The sequence below is a fragment of the Paenibacillus sp. 01T431 genome, assembly GCF_056398625.1.
Genome location: NZ_JBFTPT010000010.1, coordinates 286,190 through 306,021, shown reverse-complemented (window position 1 = coordinate 306,021; position 19,832 = coordinate 286,190). Strand labels below are relative to the sequence as shown.

Annotated in this window: 13 protein-coding genes; 1 reads left to right on the top strand and 12 read right to left on the bottom strand. The window is 44.0% G+C overall.

The annotated features are described in order from the left end of the window. Positions 1-52: 52 nt before the first annotated feature. Both AC1DM9_RS19960 and AC1DM9_RS19955 read right to left on the bottom strand, forming a co-directional pair. Positions 53-1,954 carry a stalk domain-containing protein gene (locus AC1DM9_RS19960; protein WP_477581789.1) on the bottom strand — a complete coding sequence of 634 codons (1,902 nt, stop codon included), beginning with the start codon at positions 1,952-1,954 and terminating at the stop codon, positions 53-55. 80 nt (positions 1,955-2,034) lie between these two features. Then, on the bottom strand, positions 2,035-3,150 hold the full coding sequence (locus tag AC1DM9_RS19955) for a S1C family serine protease (RefSeq protein ID WP_477511537.1): 1,116 nt from the start codon (positions 3,148-3,150) through the stop codon (positions 2,035-2,037). A 309-nt stretch (positions 3,151-3,459) separates the two neighbouring features. Here AC1DM9_RS19955 and AC1DM9_RS19950 point away from each other — a divergent pair, with 309 nt between their 5' ends. After that, the gene (locus tag AC1DM9_RS19950; RefSeq protein ID WP_076266150.1) at positions 3,460-4,428 is read left to right on the top strand and encodes a sugar phosphate isomerase/epimerase family protein; all 969 of its coding nucleotides are present in this window, start codon (positions 3,460-3,462) and stop codon (positions 4,426-4,428) included. 64 nt (positions 4,429-4,492) lie between these two features. On the opposite strand, the gene AC1DM9_RS19945 is transcribed toward AC1DM9_RS19950, so the two are convergent. The 10 genes from AC1DM9_RS19945 to AC1DM9_RS19900 all read right to left on the bottom strand — a co-directional run bounded on the left by AC1DM9_RS19945 (position 4,493) and on the right by AC1DM9_RS19900 (position 19,787). After that, on the bottom strand, positions 4,493-4,708 hold the full coding sequence (locus AC1DM9_RS19945) for a hypothetical protein (RefSeq protein ID WP_076266151.1): 216 nt from the start codon (positions 4,706-4,708) through the stop codon (positions 4,493-4,495). Positions 4,709-5,005: 297 nt separating this feature from the next. Further along, positions 5,006-8,791 (bottom strand): S-layer homology domain-containing protein, encoded by a 3,786-nt coding sequence (locus AC1DM9_RS19940; RefSeq protein ID WP_477581787.1) that lies wholly within the window; start codon positions 8,789-8,791, stop codon positions 5,006-5,008. 31 nt (positions 8,792-8,822) lie between these two features. Then, positions 8,823-9,776 carry a hypothetical protein gene (locus AC1DM9_RS19935; RefSeq protein ID WP_477581785.1) on the bottom strand — a complete coding sequence of 318 codons (954 nt, stop codon included), beginning with the start codon at positions 9,774-9,776 and terminating at the stop codon, positions 8,823-8,825. Positions 9,777-10,065: 289 nt separating this feature from the next. Further along, entirely contained in the window at positions 10,066-11,181 is a 1,116-nt protein-coding gene (locus AC1DM9_RS19930; protein ID WP_477550711.1) for a glycoside hydrolase family 88 protein, read from the bottom strand. Positions 11,182-11,190: 9 nt separating this feature from the next. After that, positions 11,191-13,041: a DUF2264 domain-containing protein gene (locus tag AC1DM9_RS19925; RefSeq protein WP_477550696.1), complete on the bottom strand. Its 1,851-nt coding sequence runs from the start codon at positions 13,039-13,041 to the stop codon at positions 11,191-11,193. 16 nt (positions 13,042-13,057) lie between these two features. Then, a complete protein-coding gene (locus AC1DM9_RS19920; protein WP_441874815.1) occupies positions 13,058-14,662 on the bottom strand; it encodes a response regulator transcription factor in 1,605 nt (534 codons plus the stop codon). Next, positions 14,637-16,442 (bottom strand): cache domain-containing sensor histidine kinase, encoded by a 1,806-nt coding sequence (locus AC1DM9_RS19915; protein ID WP_477581783.1) that lies wholly within the window; start codon positions 16,440-16,442, stop codon positions 14,637-14,639. Before AC1DM9_RS19915 ends, AC1DM9_RS19920 begins: the two co-directional genes overlap by 26 nt. Before the next feature lie 110 nt (positions 16,443-16,552). Then, positions 16,553-17,911 carry an ABC transporter substrate-binding protein gene (locus AC1DM9_RS19910; protein WP_076266158.1) on the bottom strand — a complete coding sequence of 453 codons (1,359 nt, stop codon included), beginning with the start codon at positions 17,909-17,911 and terminating at the stop codon, positions 16,553-16,555. Between the two features lie 121 nt (positions 17,912-18,032). After that, complete coding sequence (locus AC1DM9_RS19905) at positions 18,033-18,857, bottom strand: carbohydrate ABC transporter permease (protein WP_339205323.1); 825 nt, start codon at positions 18,855-18,857, stop codon at positions 18,033-18,035. A gap of 21 nt (positions 18,858-18,878) precedes the next feature. Then, positions 18,879-19,787, bottom strand: coding sequence for a carbohydrate ABC transporter permease (locus tag AC1DM9_RS19900; RefSeq protein WP_076266160.1), 909 nt, complete (start codon positions 19,785-19,787; stop codon positions 18,879-18,881). Positions 19,788-19,832: the final 45 nt, after the last annotated feature.

Here is a 19,832-nt window from a genome sequence, read left to right as displayed (position 1 = left end):
CTCATTTAAATGAAAAAAAGACCGATTCCCCAATAAGGGAACCGGCCTTCTACTAATTAAAACGAATCGATTGCACTGCTTCGTTAATGATTTTGAGGTTGCTGTCTGAAGCACGCACATCGTAATAGTTTAAGCTAAATACCATAGTTCCTTGTGCAGAGTCAAAAATATAAAACTCTTCTGTATACGGAATATCATCTTGTGGCTTGGATGTATGGATAACGACATGCTGTGCCGTTTTTCCATTAATCGTAACCGTATTGGATTGCTTCGTCGTACTTCCCTGCGCGCTGCCTTCAGATGAATTCACATATTGCAAAAGCGAATTTACAACGGTCGCCGCTGCTGTATCCGACTCAAAAATATTTAAGCTGCCTGCACTAAACGTATACAAAACATCATCTTCGTTAAAGTTTTTCTGAATACCATACCAGTAGGTTGGGAGTTCAATTGAATAACCATACGTAGAGCTGCGTTTTGTTGTTTTTGTGCTGCGATCAGCCAAATCATAACTTTCCTCAACATTGCCAAATGTTTTCTCAATTAAAGCAGTATCAATATCGACCGAAGCCAAAACTTGGTTGTACGTAAGCTTGCTCTTCGCGCTATTAGCGGTAGGATACATATAAACTAATGAATAACGGTAATTTCCTGAAAATAAAGCAATCTCATTATAGGTAAACCATGCGTCCTCACCTAACGAAAGCTCATAGCTTAGCGCTACCGCCTTGCCATCAATCAAAGTTACCGGTGTTGTAACGAAATTGCGAACACTGGAGTTAACAAAATCCTCACGAATTCTCGCTTCCCTCTTTTGTGCCCAATTGTCCATCGTAACGCCTGCTGTTAATGAAGTGAGAGAAAAGAAGAAAAGTTCCTTATCGTTTTGGAACGATGGTGTCGTGCTCTCATAATCTTTGTTCCAATCCGTTGGAAGCTTAACCGTTAGCCCATAATCCTCGTCTTTGAAGGTGATTACGCCATCTTTTACCTTCGTAACATCCTTAAGCGATTTATCTGCTGTATTAAAAGAAGGAGTAAAGCTATTCAAGAATGTATCATAGCTAGTCAAAACTGACTTATTCGCACCCTTAGCGCCTACAATAACAATGTAATACTTATCGCCTTTTTGAATACCGCGATACTCGTAGTTCATTTTTGTTTGTTTAGCGTAGCTTATCACCTTCTCGAAGGTTAAACCGCCTACAGTGATCGTGCGTTTGTCTACTGTAATCTCATCTTGATCATAATAGGAAATCATAAGCTCTCTCTGCTCTTCGACAGACAGCTTGTCATCGCCTACACGTTCCGTAATCACATTCACTTGCGCAGCAACCTTGGAATCATCGGCAGTATCTGCCCAAGTAATAAATTCGCCGTTATCGCTTTGATCCACTTGAATCAAGCCTGCTGGATAATTTAATGACCAGCCATGGTAGCTGTCACCAATTTTTGTTTTACCAAATTCGGAATCAATAGAAGTGCCGCCCGTACCGGACGATTGTGCACGCACACCAATAATAATGGTTTCTTTAGTCGCATTGTCAGCTGTAATTTTTGCGCCAAAAGCTTCTACAATAACGCGCAGCGGCACCATTGTTGAGCCTTTAACTGCAACTGGAGCAACTGCTACTGCTTTGGCTGCACCGTTCACTTTTACTGTTTTGCTGCCAAAAGTTAAAACAATCTTGCGGTCATTGTAAGTAAGTGTGATCACATTGCCGTTTTCCAATTTAAGTCCTGCACCAAAAGCATTTGTAATGACTTTTAGCGGAACCATCGTTGTTCCGTTGCTTACAAAAGGAGCCTCTACCGTAGTAGCTTTCCCATTAATTTTGACCGTTTTGCTGCCCGCCTTCAAGCGTACTTCAACCTTATTGTCTGCCTCTGCTGCGAATGCAGCTACCGGCAACATCGCTAAAACAAGCAAAACCGGCAAAAGCATGGTTAACATTCTTTTAAACATATTTAATCTCATCATCTATATCCCCTTATAATTAAATAATAACTTTGATCTTAATTTAACTCTGCCGCCTAACCTTCTACTAATGTCAGCTTGCGGGTAACAAGGTCACCGTCGATCTGCAGCATTACCTCCACTTGTTGACCCGGCAAATAACTTTTTAGCAGCTCATTAAGCTCCACCTTTGCGGATACTTGCTTGCCTGCAACTTTATAAAGCAAATCGCCAGCTTGGATACCTGCTTTTTTGGCGGCTGCCGATGTCACCGATTTGACTGTTAACGGGTCGGAGGTCGGGATTCCGATAAGCGCAGACCAGCTTTCCTCAAGTCCAAGGCCAAGCGAGGCGCGTTTCACATGTCCGTATTTGAAAAAATGACTCGTTACGTACTGCACGGTATCCGCAGGAATAGAGAATCCGAGATTATCGACTCCTACCTCTACAAACTTTAAAGAATTAATGCCGATGACCTCGCCTTTCATGTTAACAAGCGGCCCACCGCTGTTGCCTGGATTTATCGATGCATCCGTTTGGAGCAGGTTGTATGCCGAAGAAACACTCCGATTCATGCCGCTCAGGATACCACTTGTTGCCGTATTGCGAAGGGAGAACGATACAGGTGTGCCGATGGCTACTACCGTCTCGCCTACTTGAACCTTAAGCGGTGACGGGGCAAGCTTCGCGATTGGGAGCTTCGATGCCTTAATCTTAACTAATGCCAGATCACTTGCCTCATCGTGATGCGTGCGTTCTGCATCGTATTTCTTTCCGTCTGCTGTAACGACAACCAGATTGGTCATATCCTCAACAACATGCGCATTCGTCACGATCCAGCCATCTGTACGAATAATAACGCCGGTTCCATGCGCCAATGCATACCTTGGATCGGCTGAGCCGATATCCTTCGGCTTACCGATAATCGCGACGACGGAAGGCGATACCTTCTTTACAACCGATGGGATATCGACTGGCGTATACGCATACGTGTTTGTCTTGGAATCAAACGTACCCGTTCCGCCTAGCGAGCTTGTTAATGAGCTTGCTTTGACATAAACCTCGCCATTAATTTTCGCAGCATTTAGCGTATGTGTAGCTGTGTTGCTTGCACCAGCACCCCATACCGTTCCTGCTGCAACAATCGCTCCTAATACAATGAAGCTGCAGACACGTAGCAAGCTGCTTTTCATGAAGCCACTCTCCTAATTTTTGTTCATGCATACCAATCTCTTAATGAAGAAACTATGATGCATGAAATAGTAGTAATCCGTTGTAATATAGCATAATTTCCCATATACAACAATGAAAATCGATAGAATTGTTCTCCCAAAAAAATACTAAATATTAATCTCGATTCCTCGTACTGCGCTTGTTTTGTTTAGTTATTATGCGATTTTGTCAAATATGATTTCGGTTATGTGTTCTGAGAATAGAAGTGTTATACTAGACGGGACTACTAAATCAATCCATATCGATGGATTCGGGAGGTAAATGAATAAATGAAATTAGGAGTATTTAGCGTACTTTTTGCACAAAAGCCGTTCGAGGAAGCACTTGACTACATCGCATCCAAAGGACTTGATGCCATTGAAATCGGAACTGGCGGATACCCTGGAAACGCACACTGCGACCTTGATGGTTTGCTTGCGGATGAAGGAAAACTGAAAGCGTTTAAACATGCGGTAGAATCACGTGGTTTGATGATCAGCGCACTTAGCTGCCACGGTAACCCATTGCACCCTCAGAAAGCCATTTCGTCTGAGCATGATGAAGTTATTCGTAAAACGATTGAACTTGCTAACCGTCTTGAAGTTTCCGTTGTAAATACTTTCTCTGGCTGCCCTGGCGATCACGAGGATGCAAAATATCCGAACTGGCCGGTTGCTCCTTGGCCAAACGATTTCCAAGAAATTTTGAACTGGCAATGGGAAGCAAAAGTTATTCCATATTGGTCTGAGATCGGCAAGCTTGCTACAGCTAGCGGTGTGAAGATGGGCCTTGAGCTGCATGGCGGTTTCTCCGTTCACAGCCCGGCTACTATGCTTCGCCTTCGCGAAGCGGCTGGCAATGCAATCGGCGCCAACCTAGATCCAAGCCACATGTGGTGGCAAGGAATTGACCCTGTTCAAGCGGTACATATCCTTGGACGCGCTGGAGCTATCCATCACTTCCATGCTAAGGATACGACAATCGATCCGATTAACGTAAATCACCACGGCGTAACGGACATGCAATCGTATGCCCTTATGCTTGACCGTGCTTGGCAGTTCCGTACAGTTGGTTATGGCCATGACCTCAAAACATGGGCAGACATCCTTAGCGCGCTTCGTCTAGTCGGCTACGACTATGTTGTGAGCATCGAGCATGAAGACGGCTTAATGTCCGTTGATGAAGGCTTCACAAAAGCTGTTCAAAATCTTCAACAAATTCTTATCCGCGAGCCGCTTGGCGAGATGTGGTGGGTTTAATTTCTAGCAACAAAGAAAAAGGTCTGCCGGACTTGTCCGGCAGACCTTTTTTCTATGTATGCTGTTACGCCATCCAAACCTTTGTGATCATAATGAAATCAATCAACAAAAACAATGCGAGTGAAACGGTTGTAAAACCGATTGCAAAAATGTTTTTCTTCGGACGAGCGGTCAGTAGTCGAACCAGTCCGATTGCGATCAATACGGTAAAGGCCAACATAAACCAATCGAAAGTTCCAATTTTACTTGCTGTTTGAGCTGCTGCTTCTGCCAAAAACATGAAGGGACCTCCTTTTTTTCGCACGTAACCTATTTTACTATATGTTAGCTTTTTGTGGCTCAAGGCGCAAGTCCGAATCTTCATTCGTAACAAGTTTGTCACGATTTACTAAAAAAAATGAATCTTTAGCTTAGAGCCGGCATTTTACTAATAAGCCCTCATCTATAAATTGTCCATCTCTACCAAGATCTATAACAGCATTTTGACGGTTGTGAATGAGCCTACGCTCATGATGAAATAATAAAATAACTAAAAAAGGAATCGGGAAGTATTTCACTCTTCCCGATCCCTAACGAGCTACTTGCTATTCAGCAATGCTAAAATTAAAGTCACCGCTTCTGCCCTTGTTGCCTGATCCGCAGGAGCGAATATGCCGCCATCCCTACCTTGAAGTAGACCCGCTTTATATGCTGCTGCCACATAAGGTTTTGCCCAATTTGGGATTTGATCAGCGTCTTTAAACGTTAGCTCGGCATTGTTCTCTAGAGGCAGCTTCTTCGCACGTACGATCATAGCTGCCACCTCTGCGCGCGTAATTGCTTGAGCCGGACGATACGTATTATCCTCGAACCCGCTTGCGATACCTGCGTTCACTACACTCGCAATATAAGGTCTTGCCCATGCAGGAATCATGTCGATATCTGCAAAATCAGCATCGCTTTGTTCTTCTAGATGCAGAGCTCTTGCCAGCATTGCAGCAAACTCTCCGCGCGTTACGCTTGCATTTGGACGGAAGGAATTGTCCGTATAGCCATTAATGAATTTAAGCTCAACCGCTTGCTGAATGGCATCCGATGCCCAGTGTCCTTCAATGTCCGTTAGTACAATGTCCGTTGTCGGTTTCTCAGGATCTTTTCCACCTGGATTCACCGGATCAGGATTGGTTGTTCCGCCTTCAGGTGTACCACCAGGCGATGGTGTATCCACATTTGTTTTCACGACAACACTTGGACCATCCTCACTCCACTTGCCGCCTGCGTTGCCCGCTTCAATTTTGAACGTGTAAGACGTATCCGCAGATAGTCCGCTGGCTTGGTAGCTATACACACTGCCTGCAACGCTCGCCAGTTTGACGCCATCCTTGTAAATGGCATATTCTGCAATACTTGGCGCATCGACAGCCGGTGTCCAGTTTAAGGTTACTCCCGTTTGCGTTACATTCGAAGCCGTCACTACTGCGTTTTCCCACGCTGGCGCCTCTGGCTCTGGTTGTTTTACGGAAAGAGTCAGCGCTTTTGTCGGCAATGAAACTAATTCGCCAGTCGAAGAATATTTAATATTGTCGAAAGCAAATGTACGTCCATTTGCACTATCCCATAAATAACCGAGTACGATTCTGTCGAAGCTTGCAATCGCTGTCGTTGTTTTCACCAATTGCCCATCGATATACATCTTTAAATCTGTACCTGATGTGTAATCCCACTTCAGTTCATGCCATCCGACGCTTCGTTTCACCGGAGTGGCTTCCCATGCGGTTGAAGATCCGCTTGCCCTTACTGAATAATACTCCAGCGATCCATAAGTGCCGCCGTCATACAATAAGCCCATGCCAGCAAGCAGGCTGCTTCTTGCATTTCCGACATGCGCGACAACCCGCGTCTTCGAGCTTTCGGAGCCGTCATCATAAAGCATCATCGATACGACGCCCTGCTGCTTGCCGCCAAACACCTTTTGAATGGCATTGCTGCCGTTTCCAACAACAAATAGCGCACTTTGATCGCCATGATAAGCGACCTTATCCGAAATGCTGCCCGTCGTAATACTCGTACCGGTCTCTGGCAAGAAGTCATTCCAGCCGTTCTCGAAGCTTTCCGAGTAGACCAAGTCCTTGTATTCCTGCACCTTAGCAGAAACCTCAACCTCAGTGACACCTGTTAGATCGCCGATCACCTCAAGCTTGCCTGTCAACGAGTCTACAACGACATTCTCATTATTCGTTGCATATTCTACTTGATGATAATCCGCATATTCAATCGCATTTTGATCCTCTGTCACGCCGTCAATTCTTAGCTGCAGCGTAGTCTTCTCCTCCGATAACTCCGTTTCGTCTGAAGCAACAAGGTAGGATACAACCTTTGAAGGCGCATGAACAATGACTCGCGCTTCAGCTTTCACATTCGGATTAATAGTGCTTTCAGCTGTAATGATCGTTTCGCCCTCAAGCAGCGGGGATACAAAACCTTGCGCATTAATGGCGGCCACTGCAGGATTGCTGCTCGACCATTTGATTCCTTTAAACCATGCGTTGTCTGGACCAACCGTAGCCGTCATCTTCTCGCCTCTATGCTTTGCATGAAGCTCCAGCACAGGCTTGTCAATGACAATCGTTTGCGGCATTACCTCTGGTGCCTGCTCGCTTGGCGCATCATTCGAATATTCATGCGCTCCAATATCCACTTTAGCAGCAGATGTGATCGCATTATTAAAGAAGTCTTTTGTTGCAGGTGCCCATACCGATGGCGTCAATGCTGTCATATCCATCCCTGCATCGATTGCCGGTGAGCCTGGCAGCAATTTGTATCCGTTCAATATCTCTACATCAAATGTGCTTTGGCTAGCATTAATGATATCTTTGGGCTCTTCACCCGCTCTTGCGAATTGCGGACTTGCAAACAAGTTTTGATCCAATGATAATCCAGTCAGCTTCAAATCCTTGTACTCGCTGCCCGGATAAAAAATATTATTTTTCACTTCGCCGCCAGCAAAGCGGTCTTGTCCAATCGTTGTATTAGCCTTGGAGTAAAAGATATTATTGTACATTCTTAAGTATTTTCCAGGATCGCTGATCAGCTTCGTCTGCACCTGCGCATCGGTAAAGAAAGTATTGTTATGAATTAATGGAGCATCTCCAAGTGTAGTAGGAAGATAATGGAATATATATCGACCATCTCCATCATTTACACTAATATTATAGCGAACGAGAGAGTTTGTTGAGCCGCTCATAAATAATATGAATCCACCACGGTTGCTGTGGCTGTAGTTATATTGATAGAGAGTTCCTTCGCAAAACATATCTACGTCAAAGGCCTGCCCATCATTATAGCCATAAATACCGCCATACACTTCATTGTATTGAATGACCATATCCTTAACGCCAATGACCCATAGGCCGGCATAATTGACGTTGCCTACATTTTTCGCCGAATGCCTGACGACCGTATTGTATTCCATTCTGCCGTTGCTGCCCACGTTGCTCATAACGAAGCCGTCACCCTGCACATCGGCAACATAGTTGTTATTGAACACTACATTTCGCAGAACTCTCGGGAAATTGGCTTTCGTATCGCCTTCTCGGTAAAGACCCGCATTTCGAATGCCTTCAATATCGACCCGCTCCACCGTATTTCCTTCAACGAGCACATCCTCAATATTGCCAAGGATCAGAATGCCGCCGCTGCCTACCTTCCAGCCCGTAGGGTTGCCATCGACATCGTGGATATAGTTGTTCTTAACTACGATTCCTCGGTGCGGGTTAGCTTCCCATTCCGTTACATTGGTTGAAGCTGTTCTAATGTTAATGCCTGCCCGCTGCGAGACAACGTCAGGGTTTTTATTCGTTAATTCAAAGTTGTGAAACTGCAGGTAGCTGCCGTCCACAACGTCGATCGTAGCGGATAATGTTTTATCCTTCACGCCAGTATAATTTTGAATAATATCTGATTTCTCAGTCGTTGTTGTTCCATTGCCGTTAATGATCGGTCTTACAGAAGGATCATCACTGCCATATTTATCGAAGATGATCGGTGCTTCTTTGGTGCCTGATATTCCTCTTAGCTTCAATGAGCCATTCCATACATCGCCAGCCTTGAATAAAATGCGATCGCCAGGCTTCCAGCCTACGCTATTAACCTTCTCTAACGATGCCCAAGCTTTATCTTCCGATTTGCCATCATTATCGTCATTGCCCTCATTGCTGACATAATATGTCGAGCCTGTTACCGACTGCTCAGCTATAGCAAGCGGCTGCGAGTCCTCCAGCGGTACGCCCGTTTCCTGTGCTGAAACAGCGGGAATCGCTATTGTCGTTAAGAGTGAGACTAATAGAACCATGGATACAAGCTTTTGCTGCATATAATGCTTCAAAAAAATCATCCTCCTATTATTTTTGATAGACTTACGACATGAACGTTATTTTAGGAAACACCTCCTTATTAAATTCAATCGTCGACTGTTTCAATCGCTTGCTCACTTCTTCTTCTAGCCGCTCCTGCACATGCAGTTGAATGACGGCGTTTTTAACATCCTCATACTTTTCCATGCCTTTATCTCGCTTTGCTAGAAGCCTATACCTATACATTCCTTCGCCTGATTGATCGATATCGCTATACTCACCTTCCGAGAGGCCAAGAAATAGGGTGTAAAGATTTTGCGATAGTGTATCCTCTTTGGAGGTTTCCGCCAGATTAAGTGTCAGCTCCTCCTTCATACCCGCTTTGCTATCCAAGGAAATTTTCTCGTAATCGAATTCATACCCTTTGTGAAAATACTGCTGCTTCACCTTGTCATAATAAAGTTTAAGCTCTTGGTCGGGCAGCGAACTTTGCGCTTCCTTCGTCCATTTATCGATGAGCTTCTGAACGTTCATGCTTTGATAATAGGAGTAGTACTCTGCTTTCCCATACTTCTTGGGGCCGTAAATAGGCTGATTGTTAGCTGCTTTTTTTGCTCTATCCTTATTTTCTTGATCATAGCTCTTCAAGAACGCTTCGTAAGAAATGTCACGGAGGACACCATTCTCCTTCAAAATGATTTGCTCCATTTTCACCTTCACAAGCTCATCCATAGCTTTTTGCTTCGCATACTCCAGCGGGTTTTCACCGTTGAACGATGCTGCCCAAAAATCCTTGTCATAATCGGCATTGTAGGTTCGCTTGAAATAACTTGTCGTTAAAGCCTTGTTGCTTTGTAAAAATGCTTGAAATTCACTTTCCGAAACATCGTAATTATCGATAGTAAACGCAGTCTTATCCGCAGGGTTTAGAGCAGGCATGTTACCCAGCGATAATGCTCCTGCAATAAGCACAATAAGCATGCTGCATACGACGAATAACAGCTTTTTCCCTTTCACGTTGTCCTTGCCTCCTCTCTCTATGTAAGCACTTACAATTAAACTTTGTACTATTATAGACAGAAACCAAACTTCGCTATAATGAACAGATTTGACTGATATCGTATAATTTTTACCTATTGCTAAAAATGCAGCTAAACCGCTTTGCCAAACTAGCGATGCAGATGAATCTTGACTCCCTACACAGAAAAGAGACTGCCGCTAAAGGTTATGAACCTAAAGTGACAGCCTCTTCTATAGGGGTGGACAAGATCATTCAGCTAAGCTTGTTTCTAAGCTTCTACATAGGCTACCAATACCCTTTAATGCCTTTGTTCATGCGAATTAACGCTTCTAAATAATAATAATCGCCCCAAATCATATAATCATCCGGCGCACGATCGCCTCGCACATGATAAGAGCCGTGCTTCAGCAGCCCCTCCGCATTCGGAAGATCTGTTGTTGCATAACGCTGAACTAATGAATTCATGCTGCTATGAATGGCCTTCTCAAATATAGCAAGATCGGCATCCCCTTCAGCAAGCAGCTCCATCAGCTCCAACATGCCGCAAACGGCAATTGCCGATGCTGAGCTGTCACGAGGCGTATCCCATTCCATCGGTACATCAAAATCCCAATAAGCGACATGATCCTCGGGCAAATGCTCAATAAAGTAATGAGCCAGCCGTTTGGACGTCTCCAAAAAAGCGGCATCCTTTGTATAGCGATATGCGAGTGCAAATCCATAAATGCCCCAGGCTTGCCCTCTTGTCCAAGTCGAGCCATCCTCATAACCTTGATGAGTCCCGCCTCGAAGCGCATGACCCGTCTTAGGATCGAAGTAAAACGTATGATACGATGATCGGTCGCCACGAACCAGAAATTTTTGACTGGCACAAGCATGTTTATAGGCAATATCATAATATTTTTGTTCGCCGGTCTGTTCGTAAGCCCAGAACAACAGTGGAAGATTCATTAAACAATCAATGATCATTCGTCCCCCGTTTTCCGGGTCATCCTCTTTGCCCCAGGCTTGAATGATCCCTATCCTCGGCCGCCAGCGTGAATAGAGCCTTTCTGCAGCTTCAAGCGCCACCATCCGGGCCTCTTCGCTTCCTGTCACTCGCCACTGTGCAACGGCTGACAACGAATATAGGAAACCAATATCATGATGATCGAGCGCCACATGGCGATCAAGCCGGTCTTTAAAGTTCGGCAAAAAGGACTCCGCTGCTTCCTTATAGTAAACATCTTCACTAGATTCATAGGCAAGCCACATCATGCCAATATAAAAGCCTTCGATCCAGTCATCATTCTCTCCCCACTCATAACGCTGCCCCTCCGAAATATGCGGCAGCTTGCCTGGATGTTTACCTATATTTTGCTTCACTTTAACTATCGCATCGTCAATTGCTGTTTGCCACATCACTATTTATCACCCCAGAAGAATGTCATTATGAAGTATATTTCCGATTATCATTTTCCCCGAGCTGTCCCGCTCAACACTAGGAGGGTTTAACCACTCCAGCTCGTTCTCTTTGCTGTTTGTCACACCAAAGACAGCGGATATGAGTATATGCTCACCTTGTGTCAAACGAGCGGTTAACGTCGGTATCATCGTTCGAGGCTTAAGCACATTCGTATTCGCCTCTGGATAAACCATTATCGCTTGCTCGAAGCCGGAAATGTTAATCATTCCACTCATTCCGTCTGGCATTTTTGCAAGCACGCCTCCGGTTGCCGTTAGGACAACTGCTTGATCCTTTGCGTCACCTGCCAACGTCTGAACCGCAAATCCGCCCTCGGCGACATCAAGCTCGCGCTCCGCCTTGATTCGATGTACACGAACATGCCACAAGCCCGCCGGTATAATCCATGTCTGTACCTCCACATTTGCCCATGGCAGCCAGCGGGAGTAGACCGATTTCTCCTGAATTCGAAACTCCTCACAAAATCGCCGAACACGATAATGCTCATCGCATTCACTTAGCGCAAGTGTCGAATCATATGCCCCCTGCGTAAGCCCGTAGTAACCTTTTGGCACGCTGAAGCCGAATAAAGTCGAGTAGGCAAATTTCGAATATTTTGCCGCGCTATGCGACATATCGAAGTTAGCCATTTGACCTGATCCATAGGCAATGACATGCTTATGGCCTTCCGGACGGCTAATGGTCATACGTGCATGCGGCTGAGCGACAAGCGGCTTAAGCTCAGGCAATGCCTCTTCCTCTGCCTGCCAGAAGGGATGCTCATCCGGCAAAGCTAAAATAAGAAATGCTTTATACGACCAATAAGGAGATCCTGGCGCATTATAGCCTTCGCCCATCAGTAAATTCGGATAAGCATATCCGATACTTAGCAAGCCATCAGGCGTAAAGATCGGCTGTGAGAACCACCAACGCAAATGGCGCATAATAATGCCTTTCATCACTCCCATGGAGAAAGGCAGCACATCCGCAAATACTAACGCACTCCAGAAAGAAACTTGTGCAAAACGATACGTGAGGCTGCGCCCGAATGGGATGCTGCTTCCATCCTCAGCAAACCAATGTATGAAATCCTGAGCGAATAGGCTTGCGCGCTCACGGTAACGCGCAGCCCGCTCCGCATCCTCGTGCTCCATCAGCTTGGCATAGAGGAGTCCATAATAATGCATGGCGAACGGAATATAATAGTCCCGCTGATCCGTCTTCCCATCCGAATACCAGCCGTCGCTTAAGTAATAGGAATCAATAGTGTCCAGGTAGTTGTCCATTATGTCTTGATCGTGCGGCAAACCTACTTTTTGGAAGCCCACATTCACTAGTACCGTAAACATCAGCCAGTTATTCGGATTGGATCGATCAACGAGATTTATTTGATTAAGCCAGCGGTATACATTGTCTTTTTGCTTGTCAGTTAGCGGTTCCCATATTTTATGGGGAGCAAGCGCGAGTCCTAAGCCAAGAATAGATTGCTCTACCATTCTCTGATCTTTCGTTCCGAAATGACCCCAATACTCCTCATGATCCGGATCGGTTCCGTGAATGATGCCCTGTACATACATCGGCCACAGATCTGATTCTCCCCCGCCGCAGGCATGCGGAACCAGTCCCCATAATGGACGCGCAAAAGCTTCCATCAAGGCAATAGCCTCACTATGAATCGCTCCTGTCGCACCGAGATCCAAACCAGCGTACCCGGGAGTGAATCGCTCCTTCAACGGTTCAAAGGCCTCGTTAACCGCTTGCTGCAAATCTGTTTTCGATTGTAATCTCACCTGATCTAAAACTCTCGTTGCTGCCATGAAAGCTCTCTCCGTTTCACTCAAAATGACCTTTGCTCCAAACCGAATATTCGCTAGGTCTCATGCCCATCTCACGTTTGAACAACTTAATGAAATAACTTTTGTTGGCATAACCCAAATAATCGGAAATCTCTTCAACACTTTTGCTGGATTGCTGGAGAAGCTCCTTCGCTTTCTGAAGCTTGACCATATTGACGTATTCGATGAAATTTTGATTTGTCTCTTTTTTAAACAAGCGGCTAAAATAACTGGAATTCAAGTTCAAATGGTTAGCCATATCCTCCAGCGTCATTTTCTCCGTTACATGCGATACAACAAATTGCTGTGCCTTGATCACTTCCGTACGTTTAGAGCTAATCGCATATATACTTAACCTTCTGGATAGCTCATTCAAATGCTGGATCATCCATTCTTCCAAATGATCTAATGTTTCAATCGCATTCACCGCATCGTACAGCTTCTCTTCCGATAAGAATGGGTGATACTGCAGTGTAACTTTTGTTTTCATTTGCAGGTCCATAAGCAGCTGCAGCACTAATTCCTTTACGTTGCTCGGATGAAACCTTCTTGCTCGAACCTCATGCGTCCACTCCACAATCGTTTTCCGCAGCTCGTCTGGTTCATTTAAAGCGATGCTTTGATTGATGCTCGCAAACAATTGAGAATACTCCGTATACATATCATCTTTGGAGAATGACACCACTCCGAAATTGTGTACTGCCGATTCTTTGAGATAAAAGCAATGCTCCGGCTCTTTCAGCATCGGAAGCAGGACCCCTTGCATTTCTTTTGGCCCTCTCGTTTCTCTTCCTTGTATACAGGAAACAGATATTTTTAAATACTTGTAGATCACGGCAATAGCTTCCTGCATCGCATAATAAATCTCTTGCTGCTCTTTGGCTGGATCATTGCTGCCGTACAAAATAACTAACTGCTTATTGCTATAACGAAAGGTCACCCAACGTGAAGCATCCAATAAGTCGTGCAAGACGTTTTCAACGGAGAACGCAATCGTATAATCATTCAACTTCCTGTTGCTTGCAACGGTCGACATGCGATCAATAATAACGACTAGTGGAATATAGCTTTTGGCATCGAGTGAAATACCGTTCGTCCGAGCTTGCTCCAACCATGCTTCCTTTGTCCAATAGGATTGAAACAAGGTGTCTTTCAAAAACTTTTCTTTAAACGCGGATTGATTCTTTTGCTTGTACAAAACCATATCCGTCGCTTTTTTGTTCTCTAATTGCAAATCGGTCACGATATTTTTCAATATGGCTTGTAATTGCTCGACATCCAAGCTTTCTTTCAAAATATAATCTTTCACATTCAATTTCAGCGCTTGCTGTGCATATTTAAATTCATTGTGGCAGGACAGAACAACGGCTCTGCCTTTTGGATTAATTTCACAAAACTTCTCAAGCATCTCAAGCCCGCTCATTTTTGGCATGCCAATATCGGTTAGTATAATATCGGGCGGACTCTGGCATGCTGCCTCCCAAGCCTCGAGACCGTTTGAATAACAGCCGATCAAATGGATATCAAGTTCATGCCACAAAACAGTTTGAGAGAGATAACGTACTACCGGATAATCATCATCCACTAGAATTGCCGTCAACATGCTGCGCACCTGCTCTCTTACACTCGAATGGGAATATTAATGTTATCTTCGTTCCGACACCTGACTCGCTTTCAATTGTGGTTTTGACATACTCTCCATAAACGAGCCGCAGCCTCTGAAACACATTTTTTACGCCGATGCCCGAAAAGCTTTTATTTTCGCTTTCCTGCGGGTCGCGTATATCCTCACTTTTCGCTTGAAGCTCTTTCAGCTTATCTTTAGTCATTCCAATTCCGTTATCTCGCACCACAATTCGAAGCAGCTCACGTCCATCGTCATGCTCTTTGTTCGCATCGATAAATATTTCACCGTCAAATTGTTCGAATCCATGAATGATCGCATTCTCTATTAACGGTTGAATCATGAATCGCGGAACCAATGCTTGCTCGCAGCCAGCCTCAAAGTTATAAGCGACTCTTACTTGATTGGCATGTCGGAAATTCATAAGCTTCACATAATGGAGCACGGTGTCTCCCTCTTCCTCCAAAGGAATAAACTCATTATCCCGATTAATCGTCATTCGCAATAAAGAGGAAAGCGATTTGATTAACTCCGCATTCTCCTGATCCCCTTGAATCAATATATTGAGCCTTATCGAATTGAGCAGATTAAACATAAAATGCGGATTAATTTGAGCCTGAAGCATTTCAAGCTCCGCTTTTCGTTTTTTCGCCTGTTCTAATGTAATTTGCTCGAACATCTCTTGAATGCGATCCAGCATAAAATCTATCGTTTTCGCTAAATGACCGACTTCGTTATGCCCGCGTATATTATTGCGCTCGTCGAGCTGACCACGTCCAATTTTCGTAACAAACACGCTTAAATCACGAATAGGCTTCGTTAATGCAGATATTCGGATCGTCAACAGCACAAAAAATAACGAGAAGAACAAGGCTTGAACGATGAAGCTAACGAACAGCACCTGTTTGTTTTTATCAATGGCCGCGGACATTGGAATAAGGCTAACGACCCGCCAATCGTTGCTCTCTAATTTTTGCTCGACATAAACATATTTTTTTCTTTCGATTTCGATCGTACGACCCATTCCCTCCGGCTTCCACCAAAGCAGCTTTTCACCTATTTTGGATGGGTTCGCTTGCGAGATCACGACGCCACTTGAGTCTAACAAAAACATTTCCTGATTTTCGTTTGTTGTAAGATAGGGGCGTATTAAGCGCTCATTTATATTAACGATCATATAGCCAATTGGAATACTTGCCGTCTTCTTGATCGGTCTTCCCATCGTTACGTAATTCGTCGTCATCTTATCTGTTTGAATTTGTTCGCCAAGCCAATAGGTAGAAAATATCGGCAGCTCATTTAATTGATGAAACCATTTTCTCTCATACCACAATCTCGGGTTCAAATCACTGTGTGAATAGTTTGTATAAAAGGGTTCCTTCACCCCTAAAATCGTAACTTGAAAATCATTTTTTTGAATAAAAAGATCATCCAAAATTCGTGACAGCTTACTGAAATTAACCGCATATTCCTGCTTTTGCTCCTGCAGCGTTAACTCAGCTTTGTTGACCATTAGCATTTGACGTATTTCAGCGTTCATTAACACAAAATTCGATAAATTCAATGTCTGCTCAAACACGCTGTTAATTTCTGATTTAGCAACCTTGAGCGAATCTTCCGCATTCATGACCACTTTGTCCAAAATAATATCTTTTGTTAAATAGTTGGTGACGAGGTAAATAACAGCAAGCGGAATGACAAAACAAATCAACGCTGACCAAACTAATTTCATCCGTAATGAATCTTGTCGAATTAACACAAGTGCAGGCCTCATATCTGAATAGAATAGGGACAGAATTTGATGCTCTTTCTGTCCCAAAACATTGTAAGCCCTTTAATACGAAAGATCAATTTCAATAAAACTCGTCATTAATTTCCGTTATTCTTAACAACCTCTGCGATATTTTTATCAATGTTCGCAATCGTTGTATCCACGTCTTGTTTGCCTAAGATATACAATTCCGCTTCTGGAATAACTGTATTTTTCGCTTCATCTGCATATTTGGCAGGTACTGGCGCATTTCCTGGAACCGTAGTGCTCATCGTGTATTTCAATGACTCTACATCGATTTTTGAAGGATCTTTTGCAGCCGCCACAATGGTATCGATAAGCTTGCTGGAATCAGACTTCGCCCAGCCGGAGAATACACGGCCGCTGACAGCAAGACCTTCAGAGGTATACCATCTTACAAAGGTATAAGCCGCTTCTTTATTTTTCGATTTCGCCGCAACTCCCATATAAGTCGGTTGTACTGGGGAATAATGTTTGCTTTCGCCATCCAATTTCGGAAGCGGTGCGAATGCAGTTACGAAATTAGCTGGAATGGCATCCGTACCTCCGGACTCAGCTACCATCCAGTCACCCATCGGCAGCATTGCAGCTAGACCGTTGAAATATTGGTTACGGTAAGCAAGCTTTTGCGAAATAATATCCTCGTACATATTAGCGCTCTTGTCTTCGTACATCATTTTTTTCATCATTTCCAAGTTAGCTTTAAGCACAGGGTCCGTCGCATTGGATGTGCCGTCCGCTTTCAGGAATGTATTTTCCGAAGGCTTGCTCATCATTTGCAGCTGGAAGTAATCCGGCCAGTTATGCAAATAAGCTCCATAACGTTTCGTTGTTCCTTCGCCCTTCGTTAGTTTTTGCGCATATTCCATAAACTCTTTCCAAGTCCAGTCCGTTGGAACAGGCAATCCAGCCTCGTCGAGCATTTCTTTATTTAGTAGCACGAACCAACGCTGCATGGAGGAAGGCAAAGCGTAAATTTTATCGTTTACCTTCGTGTCTACAAGGTACTCGTCTTCGTATTTATAGCCATCCTTTTCGATATAGCTATCCAAAGGCTCGAGCAATCCAATATCGGCGCGCTGTGAATAGTTCGTGTAAGGCAATTCGATAATATCAAGCTGATCATTGGATGCAGCCATTAGATCCAGCTTTTGCATGGAAGCAATGGAATCACCTTTTTCATTCAAGAGGTCAAGTTCTACCTTAATATTCGGATGTTTTTCTTCAAAAGCCGAAATAACCTCCGTCCACTTCGCCTTGCCGTCCGTTTGCCACGTGCTTAGCTTCAGTGTTACTTGCTCTGCTGCTGGCTCTTTTGGAGCATTAGTCGCGTTTGTCGCGCCGCCAGCATTTGAATTCCCACCATTATTGCCCCCGGAACAAGCCGATGCGAATACTGCTAACCCCAATAACATCATCGATAATCTCTTTTTCATCGTAACCCTCCTAATATTTATAACACGACTAGTTATGAAAACGTCTACAAACAAATCCTACCACGTTCATTTCTGATTCGAAGTTCCCATATTTTACTGAAGAGAAACTATTTTGACTTTGTTACCCTTTTACACCACCAAGAGAAATGCCTTCGATAACCTGTTTTTGACCAATCGCAAAAATAATGAGCAAAGGAACGATCGCTGATACAGCGCCAGCCATCATAAGGGAATAAATATCACCATATTGGTCTCCAAAAAGCCTAATGCCCAGCTGAATCGTAAATAGATCCTTCGACTTCAAAAAGATAAGCGGATACTGGTAATCATTCCATGTCCATATAAATCGCAGAATCGCGTAGGTCGCTAGACCCGGACGAATGAGCGGCAGCGCAATTTGAAAAAAGGAACGGAAATGGCCTGCACCATCCATGCGCGCTGATTCCATATATTCATTATTTACGCCCATAAAAAATTGTCTGAGCATAAACGCTCCAATAATACTAAAGCTGTTAATAAGAATAAGACCAATATGCGTATCGATGAGATTCAACCAGTTGAACAATAAAAATTGCGGTACCAACGACGCTTGTGGCGGCACCATATATAAGGCAAGAACAAGAAGGAACATCGTGTCTCTGCCTCGGAAACGCAGTTTAGAGAAGCCGAACGCTGCCAGTGCACATACGAATACATTGATCACGGTTGTCGTTAAAGTAATGTATATGGAGTTCGTGTAATACCGGAGAAACCCTCCTGTCCACACTTGTTTGTAATTTTCGATCAGATGCCACTTCGTTGGAATCCATTCAATTGGAAAGTTGAATACATCTGCTTCCGGTTTGAATGAGGTGGTCAGCATCCACAAGAATGGGAGCAGCGACATCATGCCGAAGGCGGCCATAATAATTGTCCATACGATTTTGGACACATTCACATTTTTCATTGCCAATTCCTCCTTCCTGAATTAATAGTTCACCCATTTTTTTTGTGCGAGCATCTGCAAGCCCGTTATAGCTAGGCAAATGACAAAAAGTACGAGAGCCATACTCGATGCGTAGCCTGTTTTCAATTGATTGAATGCCGTGTCATATAATTCATATACGATAACGGTCGTTGAGTTAGCAGGACCGCCCTGTGTTAACACTTGAATCAAATCGAAAATTTTGAAAGTACCAATAATACCAGTTACGAGCAGGAAGAACGTAGTTGGCGATATGCAAGGCACCGTAATTTTACGGAATTTAGTCCATGTATTCGCGCCGTCAATGTCAGCTGCTTCATAAAGATCTTTCGGTATGCCCTGCAAGCCAGCTATGAAAATAATAATGTTATAGCCGAGCAGAATCCAAATTTGAATCATCATCAACGATGGCATCGCATAGTCGATATCGGCCAGCCACTTCGGTGGATTCTCGAATCCGATCGAAATTAAGAAATTGTTTACCGGTCCATACGAAGGATGGAAGAGCACCTGCCATACCATAGCTACAGCAACAACACTAGAAATGTACGGTAAAAAGTAAACCACTTTAAACATATCCTTCAAGTACACATGCTTATCAATAATGATCGACAGCACCAATGCCAGTACGATCGTAATGGGCACCGTAATAATGAAGATGAGATTGTTTACTAAACTTTTCATAAAAACAGAGTCATTAAACAGTCGTTCAAAATTATCAAAACCTACAAATTTTATTGCATCAATTCCCGCAACAAAATTCCAACTCGTAAAGCTAAGCAGCAATGACCCTAACACAGGAATCAATGTAAGTACAACGAGTCCGATCATTAAAGGAGCAACGAATAAATAGCCTGCAATTTGCTCCCTTGCTCCCATACTGAGCTGGACTAACGTTTTTTTCTGTCTCATGAAGCTCCTCCTTCAAACTTTGTTTATATGCTTCATTTTAGAAAA